Below are 14,811 nucleotides of genomic sequence, written 5' to 3'. Positions count from 1 at the left end.
GTCTCCAAGGTGCGCGTCCCTTCACAGCCGCGCATTCGTCCTTCTATTGTTAGAATTTTGAGGCCGCTTAGAATGTGACGCGCCCAAGATGGCAAAAAGCATTCACGTTATACTTGTACGCTGAGGGGACTGGTTGGGATGATTTATAAATATAATGTCGAGTCGATCGCGGAGGGCTCAGACTTTATATTGATCAGTGGCTGGGTGTCACTGGAGTCCGGCGCGGAAGACGTCTCGGGCTTTCTACTGAACGGTGCGGCGGCGGTCGGCTTCAGGCTTTTCAGGCGGCCTGACCTTGACCGCTCGGGTCTGCCTAGCCCGGTTGCGTTCATGGCCCTCTGCGAGCGCTCAGAGCCTCCTTACCGTATCAAGATTTTGCAACAATCGACGACGACAGAACTAGATTACAACAATGACAAGGTGCGCCCATTCACGCCAATGGGAGCGATCGATTCGGTCAGTCAAGATGGCATTTTCGGCTGGTTGTATCTTCCTTCGCCGACCAGTGGTCGCATTGCCCAGCTCCAAGTTGGCGCGGCGCTAATTGAGTCCACAATTAACAAGGTGCGTGAGGATCTCCCTTTTCCCGGTTGGGAGAAGGGTCCGAGACTTGGCTTTCACGTTTCCGCAGACGAGATCAGGGCCGCCCTCAAACCCGGTGGTGCTGAATTGGCGGCGAAGATCGGGTCAATTAGGCTGCTCGCTGGGGACGGCACAGTCGTCCACGAAGAGGCCGTCCATCCTTCTGGCCTCGACTTTCTTTGTCGTAGCTACGCCGAGATCGCGGCAGGTGCTTCTTGGCTCTACCGGCCTGCGCTCGACACTTTTATGCAGCGCGGCCTCAAGCGTCTTGCCCCGTTCGCCGTTATCCTCAATGCGAGGAACGCGGAGGAGTGGGCACGGGCCGTCCGAACGCTGGGAACGCTCCCAGAGGACCTTCGCTACGATCTCTTCCTCAGCGGACGCGAAGACTTCGACGTCGCGTCGCTGCCAGCCGGCGTTGTCTCGCTCAACTACTTAGGCAGGGCAGACGAGGAGGGCGACGCAGCGCAATTCTTGCGCATTGCGACCTCTGGCGTGCTCGACAGCTACCGTGCCATCGCTTGGATATGTGACGAGGGCCCACACGGCGACGCCGAGCGGGCTGAGATACTCGGCCAGCTTAGCTCTTTCGTGCAGGATGCGAACTGTGGGCTGATTGCTGCCACGGTGACGACGGGTGGAACCTCATACGACGAATCCACCAGACACGCGATGAACATTGCACTGCCACGCCTCGGCCTTCGCCCGTCTAACGATGCTATGCGCGCCGATGGTCCCGTAGTCCTCGTCAAGCCTTATCTCGTCAGGGCTCTTGGATCGACGTTGAGCCAGGACGAAATTGCAAGCGGCAAGTTCCCCGGTCGGCGCAGTGTTCTCGGCGTGCTATCTTACGCAGCTCACGAAGCGGGCATGACCTTGGCCAGGACGGCACAACTGACGCTCCCAACAAAGTCTCGGGAGGTCAAAGTCGTCGCCTTCTACCTGCCCCAGTTTCACCCAGTGGAGGAGAACAATCGCTGGTGGGGCCCAGGATTCACTGAATGGACCAACGTTGTGCGCGGCCGGCAGTCGTTCCGCCATCATTACCAACCCCGCCGTCCAGCCGACCTTGGCTACTACGATCTACGCCTTGAGGCTGTTCATGCCGAGCAGGCGCGTCTCGCCAGAATGTTCGGAGTTCATGGCTTCTGTTTCTACTATTATTGGTTCGACGGAAAGAAAATTCTTGATCTTCCATTCAAGACCTTATTCGAGTCCAGCGTCGACATAGGATTCTGTTTATGCTGGGCTAATGAAAATTGGTCTCGAAACTGGGATGGCCAAAACAAGTACGTTCTTCTTGAACAAAATTACTCGATTGAAAGTAATCGCGATCTAATTCGTGATCTCATCAATTATATGAGGGACCCACGCTGGATCCGCCATGAGGGCAAGCCGGTCTTTCTTGTATACCGTATCTCGATAATCCCTGAGTGGCGGGAGACGGCGCAGATGTGGCGTGAGGAGTGCCGCGCGGCTGGTCTTGGCGAGATCCATTTATGCGCGGTGCGTTTCGGTCTCGAGCCGCTCACAGGTCAACCTGAAGAACACGGCCTCGACAGCTACGTAATCTTCCCGCCACACGAATCGAAGCGTGTCGACCTTCGTGGCGAGGTGCTTGATCTCACTGGGAGCTTCAACGGTGAGATATTTTCCTACGACGCCGTAGTCGACGGCGATATCGCGCGTTTCGATTCCGGCTACGACTGGCCAGTGCATCGCGGTGCGATGCTTGCGTGGGACAACACTGCACGCCGACTGACCGATGCACGCGTCTTCCACGGAGCGACGCCTTACGGCTTCCGTCGTTGGATGAAGAATATCTTCGCGCAGGAGCGGCAGCACAACAACGCGCCCGCGAGCATGGTCTTCGTGAACGCTTGGAATGAGTGGGCCGAGGGCACATATCTCGAGCCCGACGAGCGCTGGGGAATGTCAAGCCTTGAGGCTATCCCATCGGCTGCTGCCGCCGCCGGCGCGACCCTCCTGGCGCCACCCAGGGGAATTGGCAAGGTTGCGCTCGACCGAGCGCTTGAACGTGCAGGCTCGCTCGCGCTTGGCTCATTCCTTGGGTCAGTGGAGCCGATCTGGCACGCCGGGCAAGTAACTCATGATCCGTCTCAGCCGACGGTCATGCTGTGTGCCCATATCGCCGGCCATTCGCTCTTCGGGGGGGAGCGGAGCTTTCTTGATGTTGTCGAGGCGCTGAGCGCCTTGCCGCTTAATCTCCTTGTCACGCTGCCAAGCGGCAACAACACACGCTACATGGAGATGTTGCTTAAGACCACGGTGGGCCTCTACGTAATTGCGACGCCGCAGTGGAAAAACGACAGGCCACCCTACGCTTGGCTTGTCAACAGCTTCGCTGAACTGATCGTGCGGCACGACGTAAGCATCGTCCACTGCAACACAATGATGCTAATCGAGCCAGCGGTGGCAGCGCGGCGAATGGGCCGTACCAGTGTGTGCCATGTGCGTGAGCTGATTTCACTTGACGATCCGCTCCGCGACGCGATTGGCCTTCCCGTGTCGGATATCGTCAAGCGCGTGTTTGACAGCTACGATTGGGTGATTGGCAACTCTCGCGCGACCTGTGACCTATTCTCCAAGAATGATCGCACGCTCTACGTACCGAACGCGGTGGATCCAGATCGTTTCAACATAGGGAACAAATTCGGAAAAACGGTCAAGTTCGGCATCGTTAGCTCAAATATCCCGAAGAAAGGCATCGTTGATTTCGTTGAGACGGCACGCCGCTGCGCCGAGACAGCCCCGCGCGCTAGGTTCGTGGTTGTCGGCCCTCGCAACGAGCAGATCGAGACTTGGGCCGCAGAAGTCTCGCGCGGTGAGCGCCCGGCCAACATCGAGTTCGCTGGTTACGTCGAGGATCCACGTTCGGCGATGGGCAAGTTCCACGTGCTCCTCAATTTGTCCTCGTTCGCCGAATCATTCGGGCGCACAGTTGCCGAGGCGATGGCCGCGCGTCGACCCGTTATCGCCTACGACTGGGGCGCTCTACGCGAACTTGTCGTGCACAGGGAGACCGGCTTTCTGGTCTCATATCGCGACGTAGAGGGCGTCGTCTCAGTCGTTACCGCTATTTGCGCGGACACCAAACAGATCACTGCTATGGGCGAGGCGGGTAGGTCCCGGATTATCGAGTGCTTTTCCAAATCAGCCCTCAGCAATGCGCTTAGGGAAGGGTACACGAAGATCCTTGCGATTGCCTCCGGCCTAGAATTAGCAGAGTGTAAAACGCGAGTGAAAATGCCTGCCAGAGTCACTCCACCGGCCAGGGTAAGCATCGTGATCCCCGTTTACAATGCGCCTGGTGATGCGCGGCGCTGCATCGAATCCGTTATTCTGAACACCAATCTTTCACGCGTGCGTGTCATCGTGATTAACGACGGTTCGCCCGATCCTACTGTCGTTCCGATGCTGAAAGCGTTTGAAGCCGTGGAGGGAATAGAGATTTGGCACAACGAACCGAACAAGGGCTACACGAAGACGGTTAACTTCGGACTCGATTTGGCCGGTGATGACGACGTGGTCATTCTGAATTCCGACACCATTGTGACATTAAACTGGCTTCAGGGGATGCGGATGGCGGCTTACCGCGAACCGCAGGTCGGAACAGTGACCGCGATGAGCGACAACGCTGGCGCGTTCTCATTCCCAACCTTCAATCACTATTGTCCCAAGCCGGACCACATGAGCCACCGAGATTACGCGCTCCTACTCTTACAGGAAACACAGGTCTGCACGCCACCGCAGGTGCCGACCGGCTCGGGGTTTTGCATGTACATTCGCCGGGCGATGATTGCCGAATGCGGGGCGTTCGACGAGGAAGCGTTCCCGCGAGGATACGGCGAGGAGAACGATTTTTGCATGCGCTCCTTTAAGGCTGGCTGGACCCATGTCATCTCTCCGTGGTCATTTGTTTATCACGTGCGAACGGCCAGCTTCGGCGAAGTGGAGAAGAAGCGGCTCATCCAGCCCGGTCTGGACGTTGTGACCAGACGTTACCCGGACTATGCTTCCCTCGTGAAAACGGCTTTTGCGGGCATAGAGATGGAGTCCCTCAGAACAGCATCAAAGCGCCTGCGTGATAGGCTCCTCGCACGAGACGACGGCACGTTCGACGGCTAGATCAAGATCGAGCCTGAAAACTGGTATCACAAGTGGTGCCGATGGCTCGCCTCGGCGGGGTCCGTCATCTTGAGTTCGAGTTGCCGGGTTCTGTGGCTCCCCCTGACGGCATATTCTGGAGTGTCTGCGCTTTTCTGTGTCGCCTATCCTTGGGTGTTCAAGCGGCCGTGTTGGATAGGTCCGGTTGGTCGAACCAAGTGTAGCAGATCGCAGGACTGTGAGCCTAGGTAGTACGGCGTATGGCTCTCCTACAGGCCCGCAGCAATGGGGTCCGTAAAGTGCATCGAATTAGGTTTGAAAGGGACCCAAGGATGACATGGTCAGATTTCCGTTTCAGCCTTCGACGCGCGCTCTCGCAACACTGCCGTGATGGGGTGCCATTGCCGCCCCTGCAACTTCGTGCTGCAGGACCGCTTTTTGTGCGTGATGCGGATTTCCTGGGGTTTGCTCAAACGGACGTCACTCTCCTGCAACGAAGCGCGCAGGTCACGGACGCTCGCATGCTCGATTTCGGATGCGGGTGTAGTCGTTTGTACTACGGCTTCTCGCGGTTCTCGGTTCCATCGAGCTACTTGGGTCTAGACGTTCGGTTGGACGCAATAGAGTGGGCATCCACTCAGATCGCAGCACGCAATACACGATTCACTTACCGTCATCTTGATATCCAAAACGATCGGTATAACCGTTCTGGAAGAATGAACATCAATAAATGGGCTAGTGTAATTAATTATAGATTCGACTTAATCTATTGTTATTCTGTCTTTTCGCATCTTGATGTCCCTGATGCACGCGAGTTGATTGCGCTTTTTCGCGAGTTCATTCGTCCGAGAGGCAAAGTATTCCTGACCGCGTTTGTCGGCCAGCAGGAAGACGATGTAATTGTGAATCCAGGCGATATGAGTTTCACGTGTGATGGTCCGCTTCATGTGGTACGTTATCGGCGTGATCATCTCCTGGAAATGTTTCGTGAGACAAATTTCGAGGTCGAGTCGGCGATTGAGAACGTAGCGACTGATAACCAAGTCATATTCATTCTGAAGGCGGCGTGAGTTGTGAAATGATCGATTTTCACTGAGTAACTCGGTGAAACAGGGATCATTTAGGGTCCAATTTGATTCCGGGAGTTGAGCTCCAGTTAAAGCAATCGCAGCTAATATCTATTGGTTTCAGGTCGATGTTGGTAGCCATGCGTATTCTGCGGTAGTCGTGACCTGCCACTGAACTTTCATCCAGCTACAGTTTGAGTCTCGGCGGTTTGTAAGCCGCTCGGCGTATGTCGGGCAACGGGCGGTTGGCGGAGCTGGTCGGGGTGCGGAGCCGATCGCCCGTTGCGGTGAAGGTGAAAGCGAGTATTTGGTGATCGGCGGCCACTACAAGGTCCGCGCGCACCATGGGTGGTTCTGAACGCAGCCCTCTCCCCGAGTCATTCCGGGGCGCCCGCGTAGCGGGCGAACCCGGAATCTAGGCGGCCGCTGCGCGCCACGATCTCGGGATTCCGGGTTCGCGAGCTACGCTCGCGCCCCGGAATGACGTGCGTGGGGCTGGGGTGAGGCGAGCGCCAAGGCGCGCGCGGCTTCCGGCAGTGCTACTCCGTCTCGCCGGGCTCCTCGGGGCGCGGGTTGCCGAAGCCGTAGGCTTTGCCCTTGATGCTGTCGATGTCGATCCGGATCACCTTGGTGATACCAAGCTTCTCGGCGGGATAGTCGAATTTGCGGTCGGTGAAGCGGCCGACGATGAGGTCGAGCGCCTTCACCTTCTCGGCCTGATCGTCGACGAAGCAGGCGTGGCCGAAGCCGATCACGGTGCGATGCTGCGCTTCGAAATCGCAGGCGGCATCCGCCGTGACGACGCCGTGTTCGGTCGTCACCTCGAAGCAGACGCGGTTGTTCTGTTTCAGAATCTCGATCTTGGTGCCGGCGCTGGCGGAGTGGAAGTACAACGCCGCGCCGTCGAAGCCGTAGAACACCGGCACGAGAAACGGCACGTCATCCCGCGCCAGCGCCAGATGCATCACCTTGTCGCCGGTCAGGATGGCGTCGATCTCGGTGCGGTCGGTGATCTCGCGGCTGCGCCGACGCATCGGCCGGTTGAGGATCGCGCTGGCAGGGTCGGTCATCGGAATCTCCTGGAGGGGTGGGCGGCGCACGGGCTTCAGCCTGTGCTTTCGGGGTGATGGCGGCGGTGGTGGCGCCGCGCAGCGCGGGCGTCCCTGGACGTCTGCTGTGCGCGCTCGTTCTCCCGGCGGGCGATGGTTTCGAGCTGGGTGAACAAGGGCCCGTGCGATTGCCAGGTCTGCACGCCCATCTCCTGCAGCAGCGAATTGACGACACCGCGCACGCTGCGAGAGACGAATAGCCGGCAGTCCTCCAACTCGGCGACGACGGCGGCGAGCGCGACATGGATCTCGGCGAGCCCATCGTCCGGGCGAACTACGAAGCGGATCGTCTTGCGAACTTTCCAGACCTCGCCGCTCTGCTCGAACAGCAGGATCACGCCCTTTTCCGAGACCCTGGTGATCTCGCCCTCGGCGTCGACGTAAGCTGCGATCTTCATCATTGGTCCCGCGGCCGTCAGTGGAACGAGGAGTCCGGCGGCGGACATGGCAAGCCGCCGCCGGACCAGATCCTGAGCGTGGTCACCACACGTTCAAGATCCATTCGCGGTTCTTCTTGACCTCCATGTCGCCAAACAACGTGTTGGCCATCTGTTCGGCGAGCCATGTCGCGCCGGCGTAGCCGACGACGGGGTAGCGATACAGGCCGGCGCGGTCGTAGGTCGGGAAGCCGACGCGTAGCATCGGGATGTTGTAGTCGATCGCTACGAACCGGCCCTTGGAGTGACCGAGGATCAGATCGAGTTCGAGGCCGTTCTTGATCCGCTCCTCGAGTTCGAACAGGTCGGCATTGGTGATGATCTCCATCGGATAGTCGACGTTGGCCTTCAGCGCCGCGATCCGCGGGTCGCTGGCGTAGCCGGCGTTCTCGTCGCCGAGCAGCAGCAGCACCGGCTTCATCTCCAGATCGAGGCAGTATTCGGCGAGGCCGAGCACCAGATCCGGATTGCCGTAGATCGCCACCTTCCTGTCGGCCAGGAACATGTGGGCGAGGTCGGTGATCGCGTCGAGCGCGATGCCGCGTTCCCTGACCAGCGATTCCGGGATCGGCTTGCCGGTCATCTCCTTGACGTTGCGCAGGAACGTATCGGTGTTGCGGATCCCGATCGGGGTCGGGCCGATCACCGCCGGCACGTCCCAGCGGGTCTGCAGCCAGGTCGCGGCGGTGCCGCCTTCGTAGCGGTTGAGCGCGATGGTGCCCTGCGCATCGGCGGTCGCGGTCAGGTCCGCGATCGTCGTCGAGCCGTGCGACACCGCGCTCTTGTCCGGCATCAGCGGACTATCGAAGCTCTCGATCTCGAACAGCACGTTGGCCTCGACCTGCATCTCGGCCAATAGATGCTTGAGTTCCTTGACGTCGCCCGGATTGACCCAGCCGGTGATCAGATTGATCTTCAGGCTCGGTCTGTCCTTCTTGGAGAAGTGCTTGACGAAGTCGCGGACAGCGACGTCATAGCCCGTCACCATGCTGCCGACGAAGCTCGGGCAGTGGATCGGGATCAGGTGCACCTCGCGGTCCGGATACTTCACGTCGAGCAGCTCTTCCTGCAGCTTGGTGACGACGCCGTCGACATCGTCGCCGATCACTTCGGTCGAGCAGGTGGTGATGATCGGCACCACCTTGACGTGGGGATAGCGCATCAACAGCACGTCAACCGCTTCCTCGACACGGTCGAGCGCGCCGAACACCGCGCCGTCCTCGTGCACCGACGAGGATGCGATCTCGAAGCTCTCCTTGAGGTGCTGCGAGATCAATAGGCGAACGAACATCACGCAGCCCTGGCCGCCGTGGACGATGCCGATGCAGTCCTTGATGCCGATCGAAGCGTATTGGGCGCCGGCCGGCTGGCAGGTGAAGATCGGATTGATGGTGCCGATCCGGTCCTTCGGCTTGAATTGACAGTTCATGGCAGGATCCAATCAGTAGTGCTTGTCGGTGAGCTCTTCGTTGAGCGAGCCGGTGACGGTGAGATAGTCGACGCGGGTGTGCAGCTGTTTCATCAGCGCCGCGATGTCGTCCTTGGACATCGCGGCGAGCCACGGCAAGTTCGCCTGATAGGCGCGCTGCAGCGTCACCGAATCGACCCAGTAGCAGCGGTCTTCCGGCGTCTGCGGCGTGAACGGCTCGCCGGCGAGCAGCCTGGCGGCGATTGTGAGGATGCCCTCGTTCTGGCGCTTGCGGTCCCACGTCCGGGAGTGGAACTGCCACAGGCAGTTCTTCATGATCCAGTCGACCATCTGGTCGACACGGGCTTTGGTGACGTCGTCCAGCGCCTGATAGGCGGCGAGCGAGGCGGCCGCAGCGGCGGCGTCGGCAGGGAACGGATGTTCCGAGGCGACTTTGTAGGTGATCCTGGTCATGGGGTTCTGGTCTCACTCGGCCGCGTCGGCTTTGACGATGGGGGTGAAGTAGGGCGGGTTCTTCTTGCGGAGGTCGGCGATGATGTCGTCCTTGCCGGTGTAGCGGCGCAGCGCCTCCGACTTGGCGATCTCCTCGGGCAGATGCGCGTCCGACAGCATCCGCTGCGTGACGAAGCCGCGGTCGGTCGGGATCTCGTCCTTGGAGATGTCGAGCCCGGAGAGCTGGTGGATCGGCGAGTAGATGCCGTTGTAGATATCGCGGGCGAACCGCACCCAACCTTCGAAGCCCTTGTAGGGGCCGTTGTGATAGGCGTGGGCATTGAGGTAGGGGACGCGGACCTTCTTGGCGACTTCGCCGGGCCGCTTGCCGGTGAAGATGATGTCCGGCTGCAGCTTCTCCAGCGCCTCGAGGCCTTCGAGCTCGTTGGGATCGTCGATCGCCAGCGCATCCTCGCCGCAGCGCGCGATGCCCTTCTCCATGTCGCCCTGGTGGCCGAACTTGGTGTAGACCGAGACGACCTTGACGCCCATCTCCTCTTCGATGGCGTGCGCCCAGTGCCACAGCTTGGAGCCGCCCGGCCATAGGCAGACCTTCTTGCCTTTTAGCCGTTCCTTGTACCAGTCGAGCTCCGGCTTCCAGCGCGCGGTCTCTTCGGCGATGATCGCTTCCGCCCGGTCCTCGATGCCGAAGAACATGCCGATCTTGCGCAACGACTGTGACAGCGCTTCGAAGCCGAAACCGTCGATGTCGAGTCGCGGAATGCCGTAGCGCACGCGCAGTTCGTTGCAGATGTATTCGGCCGAGCGGGCGCATTCCAGCACGTTGAGATGCGCGCGGTGCATCGCCCGCAGGCTGTCATAGGTGCCGTTGCCGGTGAAGGTCGACAGCACCTGGATGCCCATCCGGGTAAAGTAGTCGAGCATCACCTCCTGGTCGCCCTGGATATTGTATTCGCCGACGTAGTTGATGACGTAGTCGGAGGTGATCTGCGGCTCGACGGTGCCGACCTTGTCGTTGATCCAGGCGATGTTGATCTTGTGGTGGCCGCCGGACTGGCTCGGGCCGCCGAAGCCGGGCGAGTTGCAGGTGAAGATGTCGACGTCCGGCATCTCCTCCATCACCTCGGCCGCGACCGCGTTGATGTCGTCGCCGATCAGCGCGGTGGCGCAGGTCTGGTAGATCGTCATCCGCTTGATGTCGGGGCAGGCCTTGAACGCTTCGACGATGTTCTGCTTCAAAAGGCCTTCGGCGCCGAACACGATGTGCTTTTCGCGCACGTCGGTGGCGAAGGTGTATTTGAGCTGGAAATTGTTGTTGTCGGAGATGTAGCGCTTGGTCTGCCAGGTGTCGTAGGTGCAGCCGACGGGGCCGTGACTCATGTGAATCACGTCCTTCATCGGCGTGCCGATCACATGCTTGGCACCGCAATAGGCGCAGCCGCGCTCGGAGATCGATCCGGGGATGGTGTTGAGATAGCCGAGCGGAAGCGCGGTGGCGAGATCATCGCCGGGCCCCTTGGTGACGGCGTGCTTCTGTCGTTCGGGGAGACATTTCGAACAGTCGAACTCGTGATATGGCATCGTGGTGTCCTCGTGCGGGGAAGTACGCCGTCAGGCGCGGAGAGCGCAGGTCAGTCCATCAGGCCGTATTTCACGACCATCGATTCGAGCTGATCCATCGTCAGCGGCCTCGGAATCACGAAGTCCTTGTTGTCGATGATGGCCGCGCCGAGCTGTTTGTATTCATGGGCCTGGTCGGCGGCGGGATCGAATTCGGTGACGGTCTTCTTGTTGAATTCGGCCTTCTGCACGATGTTGTCGCGCGGCACGAAGTGGATCATCTTGGTGCCGATCGCCGCGGTGAATTCCTCGAGAAATTCGCGCTCGCCGTCGACCTTGCGGCTGTTGCAGATGATGCCGCCGAGTCGCACGCCGCTCTGCTTGGCGTATTTGACGAGGCCCTTGCAGATGTTGTTGGCCGCGTAGATCGCCATCATCTCGCCGGAGGCGACGATGTAGACTTCCTGCGCCTTGCCGTCGCGAATCGGCATCGCGAAGCCGCCGCACACGACGTCGCCGAGCACGTCGAAGAAGATGAAATCGAGATCGTCGGTGTAGGCCTTGTTGGCCTCCATCAGGTCGATCGCGGTGATGACGCCGCGGCCGGCGCAGCCGACGCCCGGCTCCGGCCCGCCGGATTCGACGCAGCGGATGTCCTTGAAACCGCTCTTCACCACGTTTTCGAGCGTCACCTTCTCGGCACCGAGCGTGCGCAGCGTGTCCATCACGGTGTCCTGCGGCTTGCCGCCGAGGATCAGGCGGGTCGAGTCCGCCTTGGGATCGCAGCCGTGAATGAAGACGTTCTTGTCGTGATAGAAGGCGAGCGCCGCCGCCGTGTTCTGCGTGGTCGTCGACTTGCCGATGCCACCCTTGCCGTAGATCGCCACCTTGCGGGTCATGGTTCGAAGCTCCTGCGATGAATTGATCGGGACGATGAGTGATCCATCGCCTCGGCATCAGGAACAGCAACGACCGTGCCAGCGGCGGTCCGAAGTGATGGATCTGTCGGAACTAACAATTCGGTTCGGAATCACTCCGGACATGCAGCGCGAGGCGCTGGAACCCAGCGGGGAGCGGTGACGCGCGGTCGTTCGTGTCGCAGCGAGCGACGATCGTTTTGAGCGCGTGTGGAATCGTTGGCGAATCCCGATGCCGATCGTCGCGGACGATGTGTTAGTTATGATGGGGCGAGGGAGGGCAGGCGCTCGATCGACGGGCGAGAATGTTCGGTCGTGTGCGTTCCGGAGTCGAAAGCGACGCTGCGGTCAGTTCGCGCGGCGACGCGCGCCGGTGCGCCGATCGGACCAATCGGTCATTCCCACCACCCCAAACGTTCGCGCGCGTGCGATCTGATGATGTCGATCGGACTATAGCGGTGACCACCGTTCAGGCGACCGTGTTGCAGTGTTTCGCAGGCGGAGATCCACGCCTGTCGTAGGCTTTCGCTGGTTCGTCATGCCGCTAACATGCCGCGTCCGACATCGAACAATGTCGCGTTGTCCGTTTTCGAACAATAGCGCTATCGTGTAAAATCAATGAGTTAGGACTTTCAACGTCTGGCCTCGATATTGCTCCGCTGAGGCGGTGCAGCCGAGGCGATTGCGATGAGCCGAAACGAAGCCGTTCAGGTCGAGGTCGACGACCTTTCCGAAGAATTCAGCCACTGCTTCACCGGCGAGTGCCGCGTCAACGTGCTGCCGCTGCTGTGCCGCGTCAGCAAGATCATCACCGAGTGCGAGGATCTGGCGAAGACGCTGAAGCTGATCCTGTCGATCATGCGGACGCAGCTGCGGGTGCATCGCGGAGTCGTGACGCTCTACGACCGGGAATCCCAGACCATCTTCATTCACCAAAGCTTCGGACTCTCCGAGGACCAGAAGGCGCGCGGCATCTATGCGCCGGGCGAAGGCATCACCGGGCAAGTGGTAGCGTCCGGCAAGACCATCATCGTGCCGCATCTGCGCGAGGATACGCGCTTTCTCGATCGCACCAGAGCGCATGGCGACAGCTCGGCCAACACCGCCTTCGTCTGCGTGCCGATCGTGCACGCCGGCAAGGTGCTCGGCACCATCGGGGCCGAGCGCAGCTACCGCAATCGCCGCCTGCTGAAGCAGGACGTCGACGTGCTGTCGACCATCGCGTCGATGATCGCCTCCGCGGTCGAGCTGTATCTGATCGAGAACGTCGACAAGGTGCGGCTGGAGAACGAGAACTCGCGGCTGCAGGGCGAATTGAAGGAGCGCTTCAAGCCGTCCAACATTCTGGGCAACTCCAAGCCGATGCAGGCGGTGTACGATCTGATCCAGAAGGTCGCGTCGACCAGGACGACGGTGCTGATCCTGGGCGAGAGCGGCGTCGGCAAGGAACTCGCGGCGAACGCAATTCACTACAACAGCCCGAGTGCCGACGGCCCCTTCATCAAGTTCAACTGCGCGGCATTGCCGGAGACCATCGTCGAGAGCGAACTGTTCGGTCACGAGAAGGGCTCGTTCACCGGCGCGGTCGGCATGCGCAAGGGGCGGTTCGAACTGGCCGATCGCGGCACAATCTTCCTCGACGAGGTCGGCGAGCTCAGTCCGTCGATGCAGGCCAAGCTGCTACGCGTGCTGCAGGAGCGCACCTTCGAGCGGGTCGGGGGCAACCGGCCCGTGAAGGTCGATCTGCGGATCATCGCGGCGACCAACCGCGACCTGCTCGACATGGTGTCGAAGGGCACGTTTCGCGAGGATCTGTACTACCGGCTCAACGTGTTTCCGATCACCATGCCGCCGCTGCGCGATCGCGGCAGCGACGTCATCCTGTTGGCAGATCATTTCGTGGCGCGCAGCGCGGTCGCGGCGGGCAAGGAGGTCAAGCGGATCTCGACGCCCGCGCTCAACATGCTGATGGCGTATCACTGGCCCGGAAACGTGCGCGAACTCGAGAACGTCATCGAGCGATCGGTGATCATGTCGGACGATGCGGTGATCCACGGCTACAATCTGCCGCCGTCGCTGCAGACCTCCGGCGAGAGCGGCACCCATTTCGGCTGCAGCCTGGAAGCCAAGGTCGAGGCGGTCGAATACGAGATGATCATCGATGCCCTCAAGACGCATCACGGCAACACGACCGAGGCCGCCAGGGAGCTCGGGCTCACGCGGCGCGTGCTCGGGCTCCGGCTCGATCGCTACGGCATCGACTATCGGATGTTCCGCCGCTCCTATCTGGCCAGGCAGGCCGCCAGGGTGAAGCCGTGATGGCGCCGCTGTTAGCCGAAATGAGCAGGGACCGGCGGCGCGCCGCTGCCGCATCATCGGCCGAATACGGGACGGGCTCGCCGCCGTTGCCGGAGTGGAGGACGCGATGACCGACAAGGCCGACCTCAGCATCCAGCTCCGCATCGTCCCGATCATCGGTCCGGGCAAGGTGCAACTGCTCGAAGCGATCGAGCGCTTCGGCTCGATCTCCGGCGCGGCGCGCAGCATGGGGATGGCCTATCCCAACGCCTGGAAGCTGATCGACGATCTCAACAGCCATTTCGGCGAACCACTGGTCGACCGCATCGTCGGCGGCAAGCGCGGCGGCGGCGCTGCCCTCACCGACAATGGCCGCGCGGTGCTGAGCATCTTCCGGTCGATGCAGGCCAAAGCCCGCATCCTGCTGGCGTCGGATCTCGAAGCGCTGAGCTACCTGCTCGCCCCGCGCGCCGCCGAAGCCGGCTGTCCGATCATCGAGCGCGCGTCGGGTCCGGCGGAGTGCGGCGGCGATCTGGATGCTTCGGGGGCGGCGGGCTCTCTCTGCGCGATCCCGCCGGGACGCGCCCGGAGCTCGGCTGGATAGAGCAGCAGACTACGCATCTGGGGCGGAGGTTCGAATCGTTTCGGGCGCGCCATTCAAGTCAAAGACACCAACGTTCCCGTTCTGGGTATGTTATCGGCAATGGCGGCTGGAGGATATCCATGCAGCCGACAATACGGATGGCCTGATCATCGACCTCGTTGGCATCGATGATCGAGTGGATGTTGCCCTTCGCGGTGTTGATGTCCCCGGCATTGAGCTTTTCATTT

General features: G+C 60.6%; 10 protein-coding genes and 1 tRNA gene. 5 read left to right on the top strand and 6 right to left on the bottom strand.

Annotation, left to right across the window (positions count from 1 at the left end; all coding sequences use genetic code 11):
- Positions 1–138 precede the first annotated feature (138 nt).
- Positions 139–4,731 (top strand): glycoside hydrolase family 99-like domain-containing protein, encoded by a 4,593-nt coding sequence (locus LPW26_RS04495; RefSeq protein ID WP_238733089.1) that lies wholly within the window; start codon positions 139–141, stop codon positions 4,729–4,731.
- Between the two features lie 311 nt (positions 4,732–5,042).
- A complete protein-coding gene (locus tag LPW26_RS04490) occupies positions 5,043–5,780 on the top strand; it encodes a class I SAM-dependent methyltransferase (protein WP_238733088.1) in 738 nt (245 codons plus the stop codon).
- Positions 5,781–6,316: 536 nt separating this feature from the next.
- Here LPW26_RS04490 and LPW26_RS04485 read toward each other — a convergent pair.
- The 6 genes from LPW26_RS04485 to nifH all read right to left on the bottom strand — a co-directional run bounded on the left by LPW26_RS04485 (position 6,317) and on the right by nifH (position 11,664).
- Complete coding sequence (locus LPW26_RS04485) at positions 6,317–6,847, bottom strand: pyridoxamine 5'-phosphate oxidase family protein (RefSeq protein ID WP_238733087.1); 531 nt, start codon at positions 6,845–6,847, stop codon at positions 6,317–6,319.
- Positions 6,848–6,882: 35 nt separating this feature from the next.
- On the bottom strand, positions 6,883–7,284 hold the full coding sequence (gene anfO, locus LPW26_RS04480) for a Fe-only nitrogenase accessory protein AnfO (RefSeq protein ID WP_238733086.1): 402 nt from the start codon (positions 7,282–7,284) through the stop codon (positions 6,883–6,885).
- Between the two features lie 82 nt (positions 7,285–7,366).
- The gene (gene anfK / locus LPW26_RS04475) at positions 7,367–8,752 is read right to left on the bottom strand and encodes a Fe-only nitrogenase subunit beta (protein ID WP_238733085.1); all 1,386 of its coding nucleotides are present in this window, start codon (positions 8,750–8,752) and stop codon (positions 7,367–7,369) included.
- 12 nt (positions 8,753–8,764) lie between these two features.
- Positions 8,765–9,205 (bottom strand): Fe-only nitrogenase subunit delta, encoded by a 441-nt coding sequence (gene anfG / locus LPW26_RS04470; RefSeq protein ID WP_238733084.1) that lies wholly within the window; start codon positions 9,203–9,205, stop codon positions 8,765–8,767.
- Positions 9,206–9,217: 12 nt separating this feature from the next.
- Positions 9,218–10,786, bottom strand: coding sequence for a nitrogenase iron-iron protein, alpha chain (anfD, locus tag LPW26_RS04465; protein ID WP_238733083.1), 1,569 nt, complete (start codon positions 10,784–10,786; stop codon positions 9,218–9,220).
- A 50-nt stretch (positions 10,787–10,836) separates the two neighbouring features.
- On the bottom strand, positions 10,837–11,664 hold the full coding sequence (gene nifH, locus LPW26_RS04460; protein WP_238733082.1) for a nitrogenase iron protein: 828 nt from the start codon (positions 11,662–11,664) through the stop codon (positions 10,837–10,839).
- 705 nt (positions 11,665–12,369) lie between these two features.
- Here nifH and LPW26_RS04455 point away from each other — a divergent pair.
- The 3 genes from LPW26_RS04455 (at position 12,370) to LPW26_RS04445 (ending at position 14,636) form a co-directional block, all read left to right on the top strand.
- The gene (locus LPW26_RS04455; protein WP_238733081.1) at positions 12,370–14,001 is read left to right on the top strand and encodes a sigma-54 interaction domain-containing protein; all 1,632 of its coding nucleotides are present in this window, start codon (positions 12,370–12,372) and stop codon (positions 13,999–14,001) included.
- A 106-nt stretch (positions 14,002–14,107) separates the two neighbouring features.
- Positions 14,108–14,584 carry a winged helix-turn-helix domain-containing protein gene (locus tag LPW26_RS04450; RefSeq protein WP_238733080.1) on the top strand — a complete coding sequence of 159 codons (477 nt, stop codon included), beginning with the start codon at positions 14,108–14,110 and terminating at the stop codon, positions 14,582–14,584.
- Positions 14,562–14,636: transfer RNA gene (locus LPW26_RS04445), tRNA-Arg, on the top strand. Before LPW26_RS04450 ends, LPW26_RS04445 begins: the two co-directional genes overlap by 23 nt.
- The last annotated feature ends 175 nt before the right edge of the window (positions 14,637–14,811 follow it).

The sequence above is a fragment of the Rhodopseudomonas infernalis genome (assembly GCF_022271405.1).
In the GTDB taxonomy this organism is placed as follows: domain Bacteria; phylum Pseudomonadota; class Alphaproteobacteria; order Rhizobiales; family Xanthobacteraceae; genus Rhodopseudomonas; species Rhodopseudomonas infernalis.
The sequence above is the reverse complement of the archived record's forward strand: the minus strand, read 5'-3'. Positions and strand labels throughout refer to the sequence as shown.

Coding starts and splice junctions, on each gene's coding strand:
- LPW26_RS04485 (WP_238733087.1), bottom strand. CDS start 6,847: ATGACCGACCCTGCCAGCGCGATCCTCAACCGGCCGATGCGTCGGCGC.
- LPW26_RS04455 (WP_238733081.1), top strand. CDS start 12,370: ATGAGCCGAAACGAAGCCGTTCAGGTCGAGGTCGACGACCTTTCCGAA.
- LPW26_RS04450 (WP_238733080.1), top strand. CDS start 14,108: ATGACCGACAAGGCCGACCTCAGCATCCAGCTCCGCATCGTCCCGATC.
- anfO (WP_238733086.1), bottom strand. CDS start 7,284: ATGAAGATCGCAGCTTACGTCGACGCCGAGGGCGAGATCACCAGGGTC.
- anfD (WP_238733083.1), bottom strand. CDS start 10,786: ATGCCATATCACGAGTTCGACTGTTCGAAATGTCTCCCCGAACGACAG.
- nifH (WP_238733082.1), bottom strand. CDS start 11,664: ATGACCCGCAAGGTGGCGATCTACGGCAAGGGTGGCATCGGCAAGTCG.
- LPW26_RS04495 (WP_238733089.1), top strand. CDS start 139: ATGATTTATAAATATAATGTCGAGTCGATCGCGGAGGGCTCAGACTTT.
- anfK (WP_238733085.1), bottom strand. CDS start 8,752: ATGAACTGTCAATTCAAGCCGAAGGACCGGATCGGCACCATCAATCCG.
- anfG (WP_238733084.1), bottom strand. CDS start 9,205: ATGACCAGGATCACCTACAAAGTCGCCTCGGAACATCCGTTCCCTGCC.
- LPW26_RS04490 (WP_238733088.1), top strand. CDS start 5,043: ATGACATGGTCAGATTTCCGTTTCAGCCTTCGACGCGCGCTCTCGCAA.